This window comes from Serratia sp. HNCC26DJ206, from assembly GCF_057180605.1.
In genome coordinates this window covers 33,089-51,407 of record NZ_JBXUGP010000019.1, presented here as the reverse complement: position 1 = coordinate 51,407, position 18,319 = coordinate 33,089, and the positions used below count along the sequence as shown (strand labels likewise).

General features: G+C 55.0%; 14 protein-coding genes. 8 read left to right on the top strand and 6 right to left on the bottom strand.

What is annotated here, in order from left to right; translation table 11 throughout:
• Positions 1–13: 13 nt before the first annotated feature.
• Together AC2A1E_RS14060 and AC2A1E_RS14055 are read right to left on the bottom strand one after the other, a co-directional pair.
• Complete coding sequence (locus AC2A1E_RS14060; RefSeq protein WP_484384279.1) at positions 14–2,689, bottom strand: beta-glucosidase; 2,676 nt, start codon at positions 2,687–2,689, stop codon at positions 14–16.
• A gap of 266 nt (positions 2,690–2,955) precedes the next feature.
• Complete coding sequence (locus AC2A1E_RS14055; RefSeq protein WP_484384278.1) at positions 2,956–3,717, bottom strand: arylamine N-acetyltransferase family protein; 762 nt, start codon at positions 3,715–3,717, stop codon at positions 2,956–2,958.
• Between the two features lie 255 nt (positions 3,718–3,972).
• Between AC2A1E_RS14055 and AC2A1E_RS14050 the strand changes: the two genes are divergently transcribed.
• The 3 genes from AC2A1E_RS14050 (at position 3,973) to AC2A1E_RS14040 (ending at position 8,871) form a co-directional block, all read left to right on the top strand.
• A complete protein-coding gene (locus tag AC2A1E_RS14050) occupies positions 3,973–5,061 on the top strand; it encodes an efflux RND transporter periplasmic adaptor subunit (RefSeq protein WP_484384328.1) in 1,089 nt (362 codons plus the stop codon).
• A gap of 10 nt (positions 5,062–5,071) precedes the next feature.
• Positions 5,072–8,176: an efflux RND transporter permease subunit gene (locus tag AC2A1E_RS14045; protein WP_484384277.1), complete on the top strand. Its 3,105-nt coding sequence runs from the start codon at positions 5,072–5,074 to the stop codon at positions 8,174–8,176.
• A gap of 71 nt (positions 8,177–8,247) precedes the next feature.
• Entirely contained in the window at positions 8,248–8,871 is a 624-nt protein-coding gene (locus AC2A1E_RS14040; protein ID WP_484384327.1) for a LysE family translocator, read from the top strand.
• A gap of 1 nt (position 8,872) precedes the next feature.
• Here the strand turns inward: AC2A1E_RS14040 and AC2A1E_RS14035 are convergent, their stop codons facing one another.
• Positions 8,873–9,436 (bottom strand): DedA family protein, encoded by a 564-nt coding sequence (locus AC2A1E_RS14035; RefSeq protein ID WP_484384276.1) that lies wholly within the window; start codon positions 9,434–9,436, stop codon positions 8,873–8,875.
• Positions 9,437–9,563: 127 nt separating this feature from the next.
• Here AC2A1E_RS14035 and AC2A1E_RS14030 point away from each other — a divergent pair, with 127 nt between their 5' ends.
• The 3 genes from AC2A1E_RS14030 to AC2A1E_RS14020 all read left to right on the top strand — a co-directional run bounded on the left by AC2A1E_RS14030 (position 9,564) and on the right by AC2A1E_RS14020 (position 12,334).
• Positions 9,564–10,883 (top strand): sensor histidine kinase, encoded by a 1,320-nt coding sequence (locus AC2A1E_RS14030; RefSeq protein WP_484384275.1) that lies wholly within the window; start codon positions 9,564–9,566, stop codon positions 10,881–10,883.
• A complete protein-coding gene (locus tag AC2A1E_RS14025) occupies positions 10,883–11,503 on the top strand; it encodes a response regulator transcription factor (protein ID WP_484384274.1) in 621 nt (206 codons plus the stop codon). The genes AC2A1E_RS14030 and AC2A1E_RS14025 overlap by 1 nt, the downstream gene beginning before the upstream one ends.
• Positions 11,504–11,650: 147 nt before the next feature.
• On the top strand, positions 11,651–12,334 hold the full coding sequence (locus AC2A1E_RS14020; protein WP_484384273.1) for an outer membrane protein: 684 nt from the start codon (positions 11,651–11,653) through the stop codon (positions 12,332–12,334).
• A 122-nt stretch (positions 12,335–12,456) separates the two neighbouring features.
• Here the strand turns inward: AC2A1E_RS14020 and AC2A1E_RS14015 are convergent, their stop codons facing one another.
• A complete protein-coding gene (locus AC2A1E_RS14015; protein WP_484384272.1) occupies positions 12,457–13,146 on the bottom strand; it encodes a DJ-1/PfpI family protein in 690 nt (229 codons plus the stop codon).
• A gap of 78 nt (positions 13,147–13,224) precedes the next feature.
• Between AC2A1E_RS14015 and AC2A1E_RS14010 the strand changes: the two genes are divergently transcribed.
• The gene (locus AC2A1E_RS14010; RefSeq protein WP_484384271.1) at positions 13,225–14,328 is read left to right on the top strand and encodes an adenosylhomocysteinase; all 1,104 of its coding nucleotides are present in this window, start codon (positions 13,225–13,227) and stop codon (positions 14,326–14,328) included.
• A 356-nt stretch (positions 14,329–14,684) separates the two neighbouring features.
• Positions 14,685–15,614, top strand: a complete 930-nt coding sequence (gene pbpG / locus AC2A1E_RS14005; RefSeq protein WP_484384270.1) for a D-alanyl-D-alanine endopeptidase — start codon at positions 14,685–14,687, stop codon at positions 15,612–15,614.
• 193 nt (positions 15,615–15,807) lie between these two features.
• Here pbpG and AC2A1E_RS14000 read toward each other — a convergent pair whose 3' ends face one another.
• Together AC2A1E_RS14000 and AC2A1E_RS13995 are read right to left on the bottom strand one after the other, a co-directional pair.
• Complete coding sequence (locus tag AC2A1E_RS14000; protein WP_484384269.1) at positions 15,808–16,371, bottom strand: N-acetyltransferase family protein; 564 nt, start codon at positions 16,369–16,371, stop codon at positions 15,808–15,810.
• A gap of 167 nt (positions 16,372–16,538) precedes the next feature.
• On the bottom strand, positions 16,539–18,248 hold the full coding sequence (locus tag AC2A1E_RS13995; protein ID WP_484384268.1) for a ShlB/FhaC/HecB family hemolysin secretion/activation protein: 1,710 nt from the start codon (positions 18,246–18,248) through the stop codon (positions 16,539–16,541).
• Positions 18,249–18,319 lie beyond the last annotated feature (71 nt).

Here is an 18,319-nt window from a genome sequence, read left to right as displayed (position 1 = left end):
GCTGAGCAAGCGCCTATTTCACAACCTGGATTTGTGTAATCTCCTCCACGCTGCTGGCAGATGAACCCAGATACACGGCGCGCTGGCCGCTAGCAACCTGCCATTGTGCGGTGTTGACATCCCAATAAGACAGCGCGCGTTTTGCGATCGGTATCGTGACTTTGGTGGATTCCCCGGCGGCCAATTTCACCTTACTGAACCCGGCCAACGCTTTTTTCGCCATCGGCACGGCTGGGGTGGCTGGGGCACCTAAATAAACCTGTGGAACATCCACACCGGCGGCTGCTCCGGTATTGGTGACCGAGAAGCTGACGCTATAACCGTCTGCGGTAGCGGTCACGGTCGGTTCGCTATAAGAGAATTGGGTGTAAGACAAGCCATGGCCAAACGCGAAGCGCGGGGTGACGCTGTGTTGATCGTACCAGCGATAGCCAACAAATATTCCCTCTTCGTAAGTCACCGTACCGTCTACGCCTGGGAAACTTTGCGGCTCGTTGGCTGGGGTATAGTCTGCCAGTTTGAACGGTATCGAGATCGGCAAACGTCCGCCCGGCGATGCCTGACCAAACAGGATCTCCGCCGTAGCATCGGCCCCTTCCTGGCCGGGATACCACATGTTCAGCAGCGCGGCAGGTTTGTGCGCACCATCCAGCCAAGGCATCTCAATGGATGAACCGACGTTCAATACCACCACGGTATTCGGGTTGGCTTCGACCACCGCCTGGATCAGCGCATCCTGATCTTCGGGGAGGTTGAGCGATTCAATCAGGTCTTTCCCTTCGTTGCCTTCGGTATAGGCAAATAGCACCACGTTTGAGGCACTTTTGGCCGCGTTGACGGCATCGTCAAACCGCTGTTGTTTCAGCTCCGGGGTCATCCAGGCCAGCCTGAAGCTGGTGGGTTTTAGCGGATCGGCCAGATCGGTGGCAAAGTCACTGCCAACGCCTGGGATGGCGGTGATGGTAATCGGCTGTGGCACGCCCGCCTCAAGGTGGATTTTATAACCCGCCCATTGCAACCCATCGCGGGTGGAGATCAGCGAGATATCGGCAAAAGAAATCGAGCTGCTGTTGGCAATACCGATCTGCGGGTTGCCATTCTGATCGCCGGTACCGATTTTCAGGCTGGCACCGCCATTTTTCACCTGAATCTTCAGCTCATAATCGCCGGTGGTCGGTGCCGTCAGGTTACCGGACCAGGTGATCACTTGCTTGCCGTTGGGGGCCAATGGGTTGAGATTGGCGGTGGTGAAATCAAGCGCGTTGTCGACTGTGCCATCATCCCTCAACAGCCCTGGTTGCCCCTGATCGTGGCTCAGTGCGGATGCCGGAATGGCGATGCCGTCGAGATCAACACCAGGCTGATAGCTGACTTGCCCGCTGGAAAGCCGTTCCTCAATCGAGGCGAGCGGTGCTTTCATATTCAGCGGCTTAACGCGCGAACTACCGCCGCCGCCATAGTTAAGGCTGGCGGCCGTTTGGCCAATCACCGCCAGCGACGTGATGTTTTTTGCCTGTAGCGGCAGCGCGTTGTTGTCGTTGACCAACAACACGGCGCCATCAATGGCGGTTTCTTTGGCGATAACGCTGTTCTGATCTTTCAACTGATCGATGGTTTTCTTGGTCGGTGGCGTGCCATCCAGCAAATGGAATTTATCCATCTGGGTCAGGATGCGGTATACCGCTTTATCGACGGTAGCGACCGGCATCTCCTTATTCTGTACGGCATCAATCAGCAGAGTGCCGAACATATTGCCCCCCGGCATTTCCATATCCAGACCGGCGCTCAGCGGGGCTGGCGTCAGCGCTTCCAGGCCTTGTAACCCCGGCAGCACGGCGGCGTACCAATCCGTCATCACAAAGCCATCGTATTTCCACTGGGTGCGCAGAATATCCGTCAGCAGCGTCTTGTTGGCGCAGGCGTAATCGCTGTTTTTGCCGTCGATGGCCAGGCGGTTATAGGAGCACATAAACGAAGCCACACCGGCGTTAACCCCCTGTTCAAAGGCTGGCAGATAAATTTCGCGCATCGTGCGTTCATCAACGATGGTGTTGATGGTCATACGATCGGTTTCCTGATTGTTGGCCGCAAAGTGCTTGATAGTGGCCATCACCCCTTGATCCTGAATACCGGTAATCTCTGCACTGGCCATTTCTCCGGCCAGCAGCGGGTCTTCACCGAAGGTTTCAAAGTTACGCCCGCCTCCCGGAATTCTGACGATATTGACCATCGGGGCCAGCAGCACATCCTGATCGATCGCGCGGGCTTCTGCGCCGATAGCGGCACCGTATTGCTTGGCAAGCTCTGGGTTAAAACTGGCGGCAAGCGAGACGGGAGCAGGCATCGCGGTGGTCAAGCCTTTGGTGTAGCGCGCCCCTGCGGGGCCATCGGTGAGCCGTAATGGCGGGATATTGAGCCGGGGCACGCCAGGAATAAAGCCGACGTTGGCTTTGTTTTCCGGGTCACCAAAGTCCGACATATCAAAGCCTTTAACCAATCCGTGCAGGAAAGAGGTTTTTTCTTCCAGCGTCATTTGCGCCAGCAAGCGCTCAATTTTATCGCCGTTTTGCGAAGTACTGGAGCTGTTGTCGCACCCAGCGAGGGTTAATGCAGAGAAACAGAGTAGCCCAGACAGGAGTTTCAGCGTTTTTTTATCCGGGTGATTCATGCAGTTAATTGATTTTTTCATATTTCTTTCCATGAATTCAGGTGGGAGGTTTGTTTAAAGCCAGGGTATTCACGACCTAATCTATATTTTTCGGGCATCAAAATATTACCCACGAAGAACGTTTTTTTACCTTGATAATACAGTTTGGCTTAAATTTGACTGCGGTCACACCAGAGGTGAAACAGGCGGGATCCTGGAATGGATGAGGGTAAAAGTGTTGTATAGCAGAGTATTACAGCGGCGTGACGCGGTTATCTACGGCTTGCTGGGTTCAACAACGCTTATGCTTACCTTGCCCATTCAATAGCAAAATACTGTCTCAATGTTTCCCGGCGTTCTTCTTCGGAATGCAGCGTGAATTCCTTTCGGCGATGATTTTCCGTAATGATCAATTTTGAATCGCTGAGGGTGATGCGTCCTTGTTCCGTTGGGCGTGAGCAGACCAGTTTCTGGGTAAAGTGTGACTGCGGCGAAGTGTAGTGGTAGTGACACATGGCGTTAAAATCTTCCGCTGCCCGTGGTTGCAACGTGAAGCGATAAAGTGTTTTGGCGCGTGAGCGCTGGTCACCATGGCGGCGTTCCAGACAGTAATAATCCCCTGTCAACTCAAGGCTGAAGGTGCCGCTGATTTGGGGTTGTTGCTCGGTGGTGGTGATTTTCAGTGGGGTGAGGAAAGAATCGCCAAACCCGACATCCACCAGATAGGGCTGATCCAGTTCCACAATCAGCGCCATATGGTCAAACGCTGGGCCGAAAGAGCCATCTCTGGCACGGACTTCACCGGAAATAAACTGCACCTTGAAACCGATCTGCTCCAGCAACAGGGCAAATATCCGGTTCAACTCGTAACAGAATCCCCCGCGATGATATTCAACGATTTTGCTGAACAAGGCGTTTTCTTCCAGATGAATTCCCTGACGATAAATGATACTCAGATTCTCAAACGGAACGGCCAGCATATGGCAGCGGTGTAAGGCTTGCAGCGTTGGGAGATCGACCTGCGGAACCCCGGTGAAGTGAAGATGTTGCAGGTAACGTTGTATATCCACAGGAGTTCTCGCTGAACGGGAAATTTTGCATAACTTAGCGGGAATTAAGGCGAAAATGGGAGCAATACGTGCTGCATCGGCAAGCAAAGGGGAGCCACTCATTTACCCAGCGGCGCGTAGTGGTCATCAAAAGCCGCATCAGTAACTGCTTGAGAATGATATGAGTTTCAAGGGATGAACTATAATTTTAAGCAATTCAGGTTCGTCACTCATTGATAAGTGGCCCGTATGATTAAACTTTCTGCCCGTCGTTTTATGCTGTTATTGCTGCTGCCCGCCGCTGCGTCGGTGCTGGCGGCTCCCCTTCCTGCTGTGACCGTCGCTGTGATCGAACAACGCCAGCCCGAGCGGGCGCTGCATTATCTGGGGCGGATTGAGGCGATCCAGGCAGTGGACGTGATGACCCGTACCGAAGGGTTTATCGCCAAACGGCTGTTTACCGAAGGGCAGATGGTGAAGGCGGGAGAATTACTGTATGAGATCGAGCCTTCATTGCACCACTCTGCCGTGGCCCAGGCCCAGGCGCAACTGGACAGCGCCACCGCCACCGCTCGCCTGGCGCAGGTGAACCTGAACCGTTTGCAGCAGTTAGGTAATAACCGCGCGGTGAGCAAAGCCGATGTTGATGCTGCCGTGGCGCAGCGTGATACCTCCCAAGCCGCCGTCGCACAGGCGCGGGCGATGCTCAATGCGCAGCAGTTACAGCTCAGCTATACCCGTATCGAAGCGCCGATCGCCGGGCGTATCGGTCACAGCCGTTTTCACGTTGGCAGCCTGATCAACGCCAGCAGTGGCTCGTTGGTGAGTATCGTTCAGCTTGATCCGATCCGTGTGGCGATCGCCGTGAATGAGCGCGACTACATCACCGCCATCTACCAGCGCAAGAGCGGAGAGGGCAAGTTTGCCGAGGGCAATATCGCCATACGTCTTACACTGGCTAATGGCAAATCTTACCCGGAGTTGGGCAGTTTTGAGTCGGTGGATAATCAGATTGATGCCCATACCGGCACCGTGACGCTGCGCACCCGTTTTGCCAATCCTAATCATCTGTTGCTGCCAGGCGGGGTGGCAAATGTGATCCTGACGGCCACGCAGTCACAGCCGATCACGCTGGTGCCGATTGCGGCACTTCAGCAGAACAAGCAGGGCCACTTTGTGCTGGTGGTGACGCCCGATAATCTTGTTGAAGTTCGCCCGATTACTCTGGGTGAACAGCATCAGCAACAATATCAGGTGACTTCCGGGCTGCACCCCGGGGAACGGGTGATTATCGCCGGTGTGCAGCATGTCCGGCCAGGTATGCAGGTGAACGCCGTGCCCGCCAGCGCTGATGCGCCACAATAAGGGGATGGTGATGCTGCATTTCTTTATTCGTCGCCCGAAATTCGCCATCGTGATTGCGTTGGTGATCACCCTAGTGGGGATGGTCTCGCTGCGGGTGATCCCGGTGGAGCAATACCCTGATATCACGCCGCCGGTGGTTTCTGTCAGCGCGCTCTATCCCGGTGCCAGCGCGCGCGACGTGGCGCAGGCGGTGGCTTCACCGATCGAGGCGCAGGTCAATGGCGTCAGCAATATGCTGTACATGGAGTCCAACAGTTCGAATAACGGCGGTTATCAACTCAGCATCACCTTTGCCAGCGGCACCGATCCGGATATGGCGGCGGTTGAAGTGCAGAACCGCATTTCGCAGGTGAGCGCTCAATTACCAGCGGAAGTGAATAACAACGGGGTTTCGGTGCGTAAACGCGCCTCGAACCTGTTGCTGGGCGTCAGCGTGTTTTCCCCCAAAGGCAGCCTCGACACGCTGTTTCTGAGCAATTACACCAGTATCCAACTGCGCGATGCGCTGGCACGCATCAGCGGCGTAGGGGATGTGCAGGTATTTGGCGCACGTGATTACAGCATGCGGGTATGGCTCGATCCTCAACGGATGGAAGCGCGCAATATCAGCGTGCAGGAGATTGTGCAGGCGTTGCAGGAACAAAACGTGCAGGCCGCCGCGGGCCAGATCGGTGCAGCCCCGTCGCCCGCGCAACAGCAGCAAACCCTGACCATCAGCGGGCAGGGGCGTTTGGCCGATCCGCAAGAGTTTGCCAGGGTGATTATCCGCAGCGGTGCCCACGGCGGTACGGTGCGGATAGGGGATGTGGCGCGTGTTGATCTCGGGGCGCAAAACTATCAGGTGAATGCCGCGACCAACCAGTTGGAATCGGCGTTTCTGGTGGTTTACCCCACGCCGGGGGCCAACGCGCTTAACGTCGCCAATGCGGTGCGGCAGGAAATGGCGCGGCTGTCGCATGCTTTCCCTGACGATATGAGCTACGAGATTAAATATGACTCCACCCGCCCGGTAACGGCGACGCTGCATGAAATTGCCATTTCGCTGGCGTTGACGCTGACCGTGGTGTTGCTGGTGGTCTACCTGTTCCTGCAAAGCCTGCGCGCTACGTTTATCGTGGCGTTGACGATCCCGGTTTCGCTGCTCGGTACGTTTGCCGTGCTGTACGCTTTCGGCTATTCCGCCAACACCCTGAGTTTGTTCGCCATTATTCTGGCGCTGACCATTGTGGTGGATGATGCCATCGTGGTGGTGGAAAACGTCGAGCGTCTACTGGCGCAAGATGCGTCCCTCAGCCCGGCGGAGGCCACCCGCAAGGCGATCGTCCAGATTGCCGGGCCGATCGTGGCTACCACGCTGGTATTGATGGCGGTGTTTGTACCGATTGCCGTTCTGCCGGGGATTACCGGCGAGCTGTATCGCCAGTTTGCCGTTACGCTGTCGGCGGCGGTGATCCTTTCCAGCATCAATGCGCTGACGCTCTCACCGGCGCTGTGCGCCACGCTGCTACGGCGGCGGGAACTGGCACAAAGCGGTCTGTTCGGCGGCTTTAACCGGGGCATGGATCGTCTACGCGACGGCTATGTGCGGCTGGCCGCGTTAGCCAGCAAGCGAGCGCTCACCAGCATCGCGGCGTTACTGGTGATCGGCTTGAGCACCTGGTATGGCTACAGCCGCTTGCCGACCTCGTTCCTGCCGGAGGAAGATCAGGGCTACTTCTTCGTTAACGTACAGTTGCCGGATGGTGCTTCCCTTGAGCGCACGCAGGCGGTGATGGATCAGATGCATCAGCAGGTGGCGCAGAACCCGGCGGTGGAAGATGTGATCAAGATCACCGGTTTCAGCCTGCTGAGCGGCGGCAACTCACCGAACGCCGGTTTTGCCATTGTGATGCTGAAGCCTTGGGGCCAGCGGGAGCACGCCGATCGGGTGTTGGCGGAGTTGCAGGGCAGGCTGGCGGCGATCCCATCGGCGATGATCATGGTGGTTAATCCACCGGCGATCGCCGGGTTGGGCAATGCGGCCGGTTTTGACCTGCGTATTTTGGCGCAGAGTGGGCAAACGCCGCAGCAGATGGCGCAGGTCAGCCAGGGGATTATTTTTGCCGCTAACCAGCGGCCGGAGCTGACGCGGGTATTTACCACCTACAGCGCCGTGGTGCCAGAAATCAGCCTGGAGGTGGATCGCGAACGTGCGGCTTTGATGCAGGTGCCGGTCAGCCGTATCTTCCATACGCTGCAAATTTCGCTCGGTAGCCTGAACGTGGGGGATTTCGCCCTGAATAACCGTATGTTCAGGGTGCAACTGCAACAGGAGATGGATTTCCGCCAGCGCAGTGAGCAGATCAACCGTATCAACGTGCGCAGCGATTCCGGGGCGTTGGTCAGCCTGGGCAATCTGGTGCGGCTTACGCCCTCCGTTGGTGCGCCTTTTATTAACCAGTTCAACCAGTTCCCGTCGGTGGCGATCAATGGTTCAGCCGCAGCGGGCGTCAGCTCCGGGCAGGCGATGAAAGTGATGGAATCCCTGTTGGCAGAACAGTTGCCGCAAGGTTATGGCTACAGTTGGAGCGGCCTGTCCTGGCAGGAACAGCAGAGCGGTAATCAGGCTCTGTTGATCTATCTGGCGGCGCTGGTGTTCGCCTATCTGTTCCTGGTGGCGCAGTATGAAAGCTGGAGTATTCCGCTGGTAGTGATGCTGTCGGTGATTTTTGCCGTGGCGGGGGCGGTCGCCGGTTTACGGCTGATGGGGTTCGCCAACGACGTTTACGCGCAGATTGGCCTGGTATTGCTGATTGGGTTGGCGGCCAAAAACGCTATTTTGATCGTCGAATTTGCCAAAGCACGGCGTGAAGAGGGGGCGAGTATTGCTGAAGCCGCGCAGGACGGTGCGCGGCAGCGCTTTCGTGCGGTGATGATGACCGCGATCTCCTTTATCCTCGGGGTCATGCCGCTGGTGTTCGCCTCCGGTGCCGGGGCCATGAGCCGCCGGATCATCGGTACCACGGTGTTTGGTGGCATGCTGTTGGCGACGCTGGTGGGGATCTTCTTTATCCCCGCGCTGTACCTGCATATTCAGCGGTTACGCGAATGGGTGAAATCACGCTTCGCCCAGTGATGTTTTTCGTTGCTTTTGCTTTTACTGACGCGCAAATTTGAACCCTGGATGCCGTGGAGAACAGGGACATGATGAGCGAAACGATGTTGTCAGTATTGAGCATTACCGGCGCGATTACGCTGGGGGCGATGAGCCCAGGGCAAAGTTTTATTCTGGTGGCGCGCACCGCCGTGGCCTCGTCGCGCCGTGATGGGATGGCAGTAGCATTAGGCATGGGGATGGGGTGTTTTGTCTTCGCACTGATCGCCCTGCTGGGCTTACAGTCGCTGTTGCTGGCGCTGCCTTGGCTTTACACCACGCTGAAAATGCTGGGTGGCGCTTATCTGATCTATCTGGCGTTCAGGATGCTGCGCGGCGCCAGTCAGCCATTAACGGTGGAGACGGCTGGCGGGCCGCAGTTGGGCTTTCGCCGGGCATTTACCACCGGGTTGCTGACCCAGTTGGGCAACCCGAACACCGCCATTGTGTTCGGCAGCGTGTTTGCCGCGCTGCTCAGCCATAAAATTCCACCGGTGCTGTACATCGTGCTGCCGCTGATTGCCCTGGCGGTCGATCTGCTATGGTATGCCTTTGTGGCATTTGTGCTGTCATCGCCGCGCCCGCGCCGTATTTATCTGCGTTTCAAAGCCTGGTTCGATCGAATAGGCGGCAGCGTTCTGGCGTTGCTGGGCCTGAAGTTGATGTTCAACAAATAGCTTATGCCTTACGTTTGCGCCGCCACCAATAGCGTAGCAGCAGGATGGCGGCGATCACCAGCGCACAGAACAGCAGGCTGTAGAACTTTTTGTCGTAACCGCTGACGAAGCTGCCGATAGCCTGACCACCAAAATAGCCCAGCAGCACAAAGAGGGTAGCCCACAGGAGCGCGCCGAGGATATTCAGCGGGACGAACAGTGAAGGTGGCAACTTGCTGGCCCCGATCAGCACCGGGCCGATAATGCGAAAGCCATACATAAAACGTACGCCGATCACGAACAGTATCGGGTGGCGTGCGATCAGCTGTTGCGCACGCTCGATACGTTGCTGTTGATTCTTCAGGCGTGAAATGACCCGGCCACCAAAGTAGCGCCCGGCAAAATAGAGCACCTGATCGCCCAGCGTGCCGCCGAGCGCCACCACCGCAATCACCAGCGGCAGCCGCAGAAATCCGTTATGTGCGGCAATACCACCCAGTAAAGTGATGGTTTCCCCTTCCAGCAGGCAGCCGATGAACAGCGCCCAGTAGCCATATTGCGTGATATAGTGGGCCAGATCCGTCATTTTATTCCTTATTGATTGCCATCAGGGGCTGATATTAAGCGTTAGCTGTGGGCCTGGTTGGGTAATAGGGTATTAAATCTCTTGGCTCGATATTAATAAATAAATTTAAGAATAACATGGAATTATTATGCTCAAGGTCTGTATCTGGTTGATTTTATCTTTACTCTCAGGCAGTGGGCTGGTTATTTATGCCTTGCAGCAGCAATATGAAGAGCAATCAATAGATTTTCGTATTTTACATCGCGATATCACGGTAAAGCTCTCTCAGCATGAAACGATTCTGTCATTACTGTCCGTGACCAGCAATCCTTCGGTGATCCAGGAAAAGTTTCCCCAGATCCTGGCCTGGAAACCGCTGCTGCCCACCGCTTCAAGCAATACTCTGTTGCCCGCCGGTAATGGCACTTATTGGCTCAATGCGCAGCATTTTGCATTGCTGATCGATCTCAACGAGTTATTGGCGGAACTGCCACAAAGCCACTATTTTCGACACGTTCGCCTAAGCTGGCAGAATGCGCCGCTGGTCGAATTAGGCGGCACCTGGCAACCCGCTTATTGGCAGTGGGATAAAGAGGTGGCCAGCGCTTTGCAGCCTTTCGAACTCTCCGCCAGCAGCGATCCTGATTGGGCGCGGTTACCTTGGCTACTGCTGCTGTTATCGTCACTTGGCTGGGCGGCGATCGTTTATTTTATCAGTCAGTATCGTGTGCAAAAACGCCAGCGCAATATTGCCGTTTTGCGTGAGCATTTCTCGGAACTGACCCGGCTTAATGCGATGGGGGAAATCACCACCGGCATTGTGCATGAACTGAACCAACCGTTAACGGCGATTCTGAGCTATAACCAGGCTGCGCTGCGCTTGCTGGATCAACAGCAGGCACACCAGGTACCGCCGCTGCTGGATGCGGCCGTGATACAAATAAAACGTATCAGTGCGCTGTTGATGCAGTTTCGGCAAAAACTGACTCATGATCAGGTGGCTTTGCAAGCGGTCAATCTGGGTAAGATCTGGTTGCGTGTCACTATGTTGCTAGAAAACGAGATCCAAACCGGGAAGGTCAAAATTATCAATCAGATACCCGAAAATTTACCCAACCTGCAGGCGGAGCCGCTGTGGATTGAGCAAATCCTCCATAACATCCTCACTAATGCCATTCAGGCGCAGCAGCACCAGGCGGCCGGGGCTTCCTGGGTGGCGATCGGCGCAACAGCTTCAGAGCAAGGCATTACGCTGGTGATTACGGACGGCGGGCCAGGGCTCTCCGAGCAGGCGCTGCAACAGGTGTTTATGCCTTTTTTCACCACGCGGCCAGAGGGCTTAGGGCTAGGCATGGCGCTGGCCGAAACGTTAATTCAGCGCCTTCACGGCAGTATTAAAGCGGAGAATATTGCCGGGCAGGGTGCCTGTTTCACCCTGTGGTTCCCTTTTAACGCTCAGGAGGCGTGATGGAGCAGTTTATCTACCTGATTGATGACGATCAGGCCATCCGTTGTTCGCTCAGTTCATTATTGGCCACCATGGGTTGGCAAACCCTTGCGTATGAAAATGTGCTGGATTTTCAGCAACAGATGCAGGAGCCACAGGCCTTGTCGGGCTGTTTGCTGCTGGATATCCGCATGCCGGGTAAAAGCGGGCTGATACTGTTGGAAGAGTGGCAACGGCAGGGGCTGGATATCCCGGTGATCATTATGACCGGCCACGGTAATATTGAACTGTGCCGCCGTGCTTTTAAAAATGGCGCTTTTGAGTTCCTGACCAAGCCTATTGATGCGGATTTACTGATCGAAACGGTGAGCGCAGCTTTGGAACATCAGCGCCTATTGCAGAACCAACGCGCAGAAAATGCCGAATTAACAGAAAAGCTCAGCACGCTTTCTGCGCGTGAATATGAAATAACCCTGCTTATTATGGCGGGTAAATCCAGCAAAGAAATTGCCAATGATTTAGCCCTTTCACCGCGTACCGTAGAAGCGCATCGTGCCAATCTGTTTGCTAAATTGGAGATTAACTCCTTGGTTAAATTGATTACCATTTATGGCGGGCTGCTGACTAAAAATATGGACTAGGTAAAAACACCTAGAAAGTTAGGTAATCGACCGAATTGTTTCCTCGCTCCAGGCTGGCTATTTTAACCGAATCGATTGCGATGATGTTAAATAAGCCAGGCTGTGCTGTTTAATATCATCATTAATTTTCTTTAAAGCGAGAAACGTATGAATATTAAACCTCTTGTACTGGCTATTTCTTTAGCGGCTGTTTCCGGCCAGGTTTTTGCTGATGATACTTTGCAAGGTTATTACGGCTCATTGAAGTTACTGCATGTTGAGCAATCGGCAAAAAATATGGATACCAGTAGCCGTCCGGGCGTTGGGAGTTTTGTCAGCGGTAATGAAAGAGAAAGTTTCTTTAATGGTGCTGTTGCCGCAGGCTATCAGTTTGGTAACGGCTGGCGCACCGAAGGTGAATACGTTTTCAAGAAAAAGAGCGAATACACCAGCGGCTCTACCACTTTTGCCAGCAGCTTTAATCACCATAAAGTGGATGTGCAACGTTTGATGCTCAACGCTTACCGTGACTATGCGCTGGGTTATGACTTCTATATTTATGGCACCCTTGGCTTGGGTATCGCTAAAGTCGAATCTGATGGCTGGCAGGGCAATACCTCTCGTCAATATGGTTCAAATACCCAAACCAATCTGGCTTACTCTCTTGGCGCAGGGATCAGCTATGCGCCTATTGAACGCCTGAACTTCGATCTGGGCTATCGTTACGTCGATATGGGCAACGTTGAAAGTGGTTACAATAACTTCAATAACGTTAGAGGGTTAAAAGACGAGCAAATGAAAGCCCGTCTGGTTTCCAGCGAAGTGGTGCTGGGCGCTCGTTATCTGTTCTAATCTCTGCTGAGCTTTATTTATTACCGCTGTGTCTATTATTACCTCGTGTCTATAATAATTTCCCGCTTACCAACTTGGCTAAGCGGGAAATTATCTCTTCCTTATCGATACCCTGTGTTTTTCTAACCGTGATTTATATCGGCCGCAATTTGTGCCACCAAAGCGTGCCGTTTCAGCAGGTTTTCTGCCATCGCGGCCTGTACCTGTTGAACAATCGCAGCAGGAGCCAATTCGGGGGTACCGCCTTTAAACGGTGGGGCTGGGGCATATTCCAACCCGACCTGGATCGCCTGGGCAGTTTCTGCGCCGCGTAGCTCGGCAATCAGCGCTAAGGCAAAATCGATACCGGCAGTGACACCGCCACCGGTGATGATATGTCCGTCACGCACTACACGCTCATTGCTGGGGATGGCACCGAACAGTGCCAGGCTTTCACGCATCGACCAATGGCTGGTGGCGCGCTTGCCATTGAGCAACCCTGCGGCGGCCAGGATCAGCGAACCGGTGCAAACCGAGGTGAGATAACGCGTTCCAGCCGCCAGGCGGTGAATCTGCGCCATATAGCGCTCATCCTGCATGGCTTGAGTGCAACCTCCACCACCGGGAACGCACAATACATCGCAACGCTCAATCTGTTCGAGTGGTTGCAGTGCAGAAAAATGCAAACCATCGGCGCTCACCGTCTCTCCACCCAATGAAGCCACTATCACTTCAGTATCCGGCAAGCGGGACAAAAACTGGTATGGACCGGCGAAGTCCAACAGAGTCACGCCCTGATAGATTGGAAAAACAATCACTAACGCTTCTGCCATAATAGTCACCTCGGTTTTTTTGTTTGAGTGATAATAGCTGCCATGCCCCATCGGTGTAACGCAGTGGAGGAGTAGCAAATGTATCAGGATTTTGACAGTGAGTTGAGTTGGGCGATGCGCCATATGCCACGCACCCGTGCGGCGGTTGCGGCATTGCCGGATCTGCACGGTGTGCGTCTGGCCTGCAATATGCACCTGGATTTGAAAATGGCGCCGCTGGTGGCAGGGTTATTGGGCAAAGGAGCGGCAATTTATCTCACCACCTGCAACCCGACAACGGTTCAGGACGATGTGGTGGCCTGGCTGGAGCGCCACGGTGCCGAAGCCTATGCTTGGCGTGATATGAGCGATGCCGACTGGTCGGCGTCTTTTGATCGCGCGCTGGCCTGGAGCCCAACTCATCTGTGTGAAATGGGGGCCGATCTGACCACGCGTTTGCACCAGTTGGAAAGTGGCCCGCAGATCAAGGCCGGGCTGGAAGCCACCGGTTCAGGCATCAACCGTTTGGGCGGTATTGCGCCGCGCTACCCAATTTTCAACTGGGACGATCTGCCGGTAAAAGAGGGGCTGCATAACCGCCATATGGTTGGCCTTACCGCTTGGCATACCTTTTTCCAGACGACCCATTTAACACTGCACGAAAAATGCGTGCTGGTGATCGGCTACGGCCTGGTGGGCCAGGGCGTGGCTGCCGCCGCGAAGGCCTATGGTGGGCAGGTGATTGTGGCAGAAATCGATCCGGCGCGGGCTTTGCAGGCGCGTTACGATGGCTGGGCGGTGGTCGATCTGGCTGCTGCCATGGCACAAGCTGACGTGATTGCCACGGCAACCGGGGCGAAGAATGTGCTGTCTGCCAAACATCTTGAACAGGCGAAAGAGGGGGTATTTATCCTCAACGTGGGCCACGTGGCGGAAGAGATTGATGTCGGTTTCCTCCAAGCCTTGCCGTGCAGCGAACCGTTGCCATTTGTTAACGCTTACCAATTGGCAGGAAAAACGCTGTATTTGTTGGCGAACGGTTCAATGTTCAACCTGACGGCGGGTTATGGCGATAGCCTGAATGCCTTTGATGTCACGCTGGCGGTGATGGCGGCGGGGATTGGCCATATTGTAGGAGCGGGTGCGCAACAGCCCGCTGGGGTGTATCTGTTGCCGCAAGCAGCTTGGCAACCCGCACTGTAACTTTTGCTCTGCGGGCGTACAGGCCAGTGCGCTCGCGGTTGGCACAATTTTCCCTTCGACAGAATTTGTCACAAATAGCCACTAACAATCACAGTGCTAATTCCATATCCCTCACTTATAATTCAACGCATTATACTCGTCATACTTCAAGTGCATGTGCGTTGGCTGCGTTCCCTCACCCCAGTCACATAGTTGGCTATGCTCCTGGGGACTCGCGAACTTGCCGCGTGACTCGGCCCATGTTGGGCCTCGCCCCTTCGGGGCTAGCACAAGTGCTGTTCAAAAGCGCGTTGCGTTTTTGTCCTGCAACTCGAATTATTTAGAGTATAGGTTTCCCTGTTTTTCCGTTAAGAGACATGCATGTGAAAATCCGAGTTTTGGTTCTAACTCTGCTCGCTTTGCAAGTGGGTACAGGCTTGGTGCCGCGCGCGCTGGCCAGTGAAAAAACTGCTGCATTGCATGCCACCCAGCCTGAGCTGGCTTCTGGCAGTGCAATGGTGCTGGATATGCAAACTCATAAAGTGATTTATGCACGCAACCCTGATGAAGTGGTGCCGATTGCGTCGATCACCAAGCTGATGACGGCCATGGTGACGCTGGATGCTCATTTGCCGCTGGATGAAGTGTTGGCGGTGGATATCAGCCAGACGCCGGAAATGAAAGGGGTGTATTCACGTGTGCGTCTGAACAGTGAGATCAGCCGCAAGGACATGCTGCTGTTGGCGCTGATGTCATCGGAAAACCGCGCTGCCGCTAGCCTGGCGCATCATTATCCTGGTGGTTATAACGCTTTTATCAAGGCGATGAACGCCAAGGCCAAATCTCTGGGCATGACTAAGACCCATTATGTAGAACCGACCGGGCTTTCGATTCACAACGTGTCTACCGCGCGCGATCTTACCAAGCTGCTGCTGGCGACCAAGCAGTATCCGCTGATCGGCCAGTTGAGCACCACCACCGAACGCATGGCGACGTTTAAAGATCCTAACTACACCTTGCCGTTCCGCAATACCAACCACTTGGTCTATAACCAGAAGTGGAATATTCAGCTGACCAAAACCGGCTTTACCAATCAGGCCGGGCATTGCCTGGCGATGCGCACGGTGATTGGCAACCGTTCGGTGTCGCTGGTGGTGTTGGATGCTTTTGGCAAATATACCCACTTTGCGGATGCATCCCGCCTGCGTACCTGGATTGAAACCGGTAAGGTAACGCCGATCCCGGCGGCGGCGCGCGACTATCGCCGCCAGAAAGACGGGCGTTTGGCAAAAAACGAAACGGAATAACCTAAATGATTACACCTAATAGTGCTACAGGTGGGAGCGATGCAGGTTAGCCGACCGTTGAGCGCATGGATGCGCGATACGAGCCAGGGATGGGTTCACGGCGTGTCGGCGTTCCGCATCACTCCCACCTGTCTATAAGTAAGTGGAGCGGTATTAAGCTATTACCTGCCGGGCTGCGGCAGGTGATTTTCCATTAAGGCCGATCGCCAGTGGTCGGAAGCGTGTGATTCCCTTCACCCAGCGCGCGTTGCATGATGTGGGTATCCAGCCAGCCGCCGAATTTAAAGCCTACGCCACTCAGCGTGCCAACGCTGGTAAACCCCAGTTTACTGTGCAGCGCCAGCGAGCCAGCATTGCCTTGCGCATTACCAATGACTGCCAGCATCTGCCGCCACGGGCCCCGTTCACAGCGGGCAATCAGCGTACTGAGCAGGGCTTTGCCAATGCCGTGCCCTTGCATGCCTTCGGCGATATAGACCGAATCTTCAACCGTATAGCGGTAAGCAGGGCGTGGGCGGTAGGGTGTAGCATAGCAATAGCCCACCACCTGCCCGTCCAGTTTGGCCACCAGCCATGGCAACCCAGCCGCTAACACTTTGCCGCGTCGCTCCAGCATTTCATCCTGCGAAGGTGGGGTTTCTTCGAACGAGGCTGGTCCATGCAGCACGTGATGGGCGTAAATCTGTTGAATGGCGGCCATATCCTCAGTGCTGGCATCATCGATAACCAGTACAGCCTGCGGGGTTGCAAGTGACATAGTGATCCTTGTCTAAGGGGGGAGTTCGAACATTATGCGCTGCGCCCGGCAACCAGGTAAATTGGCTTTTTATAGACACCGTCACAGGGTTGGTGAGTAAGATTACCCCTTCCACCCCGCAGCCAATAAGGTCGCAGGGTGAAAGAGGGGCATAATCGTTGCCGATGCTAAAACCCCTGCGAAGCCTGCATCCACACCTGCGGTTGACCATCCTGCTTGCTGTCACTGTCGTTGGGGTGATTTACCCGCCACGCCAGTTGCAGTGACATCTGGCGCTTGTCGCCAAACCAGGTGGCCCCGGTTCCTAGCGCGCCGCGCTGCTGATGGTTTTTATCCGTTGTCCACGGCGATTTATTGGTTTTCACCCCACCGTAATCAAAGAAGGTTTTCCACTGCCAGGCTGGAGCGATTGCATAGCGCAGCTCCAGATTGGTCATCCAACCCAGATCGCCACTGGCAGAACCCGAGGCATAAGCGCGTACGCCGTTGACGCCCCCCAACGAGAACTGCTCTGAGGAATCGAGGTTTTTCGACGCCAACTGACCACTGAACTGGCCATAGACACTCCAGCGTTCGCTGAGCGCCTGCAAGCGTAGCGCGGTCAGGCTAAGTTTGCTGAAGTTACCCGCAGTGTGCGCGGTTTTGCTGTCGCTTTGCGCGGTGCTCGGATCGGTAATCTCCAGATTGCCGTTGCTCAGGCTGGCAAAAACAAAGTTCAACCCACCGCCGCCAACACCGTCCTGGCCGTTGGCGTTGAGGCTGGCTGTCCACAACTGGCTGTTTTTGTGGCTTTTACTGTCGAATAAATCGATGTCATCCCGTAACCGCTTGTCGTCAAACTGCAACTGGCTGCTGACGGTCAGGGTTCGGCTTCTGAATAACGGTTGGGAAATATAGGCGCTAGAGGTACGTGCATTACCGTGCGCGTCCAGATCGGCAAAGTCTTTGCCCAAGGAGTAATCCATATTGGAATAGGCAACCCCCACGCGGGTAAACCAGCGGTTTACCGGGACGTCGTACGACAGGAAGTAATAATGTTGCCGCGCATCACTGGCTAAACCACGCAGGCGCAGGCGATCCCCCAGCCCTAACGGGCTATTGATCGAGACATCGGCATTCAGGCGGTTTTTACCGGTATATTTACCGCCATAGTTATCCAGATCCAGATTACCGCTGAAGAGTGGTGCAGGTTGCGCTTCCACCAGCAAATCGGCGGCCCCGGCTTTTTTGCTGGTGAGCAGGGTTGATCGGGCCTGGATGCCAGGGGTATCGTTCAGCAGCAGCAGGGTCTGTTGCAGTTGACCGGCGTTGATCGCGGTATCCGGGGCGATCCGGCCAATCAGGCGGTTCAAGGTGGCATCGGAAAGGAGCGAACTGTTCGCGGTATTGATCTCACCATAGTGCGCTTCCAGTATGGCGATCTTGACTACGCCGTTTTCAATCTCCTGTCCTGGCAAATAGGCGCGGTTGAGCACATAGCCGTGTTGCTGGTAATAGGTGGTGATACGCTGCGCCGCTTCATACAGTTGTGGCAACGTCAGTGCCCGCCCGGTGTATTCCTGCAACAGTGATTGCAATATCGCATTGGAAAACAGGGTATTGCCACTCAGGGTAAAGGTGTTCACCTTGACTGTCGTTTGTTCACCGCTGGTGGGCTGCGCCGGAGCGGGTGTGGGGGGCGTAGGTAATCCCAGGTCTGGGGCCGTTGAAGGTGCCAGCACAGGACGGCGGGTATCGAGTTCGCGCAGGCTTTGGCCAGCATCCGGTCTGTTTGGCGTTGCCGCCTGCACGCTGCTGAACCCCAGCAGCAGGGGGAGTAAAGGCCAGGTAGTACGGGGCCGAGGATGGAGCAGGGGGACTGTTTTAGTGTTTTTCATGGCGTCGTTAAATGGAGATGAGAATAGATGGGTCGCTATAGGCAATAAAAAGCCTGGCTTGCGCCAGGCTG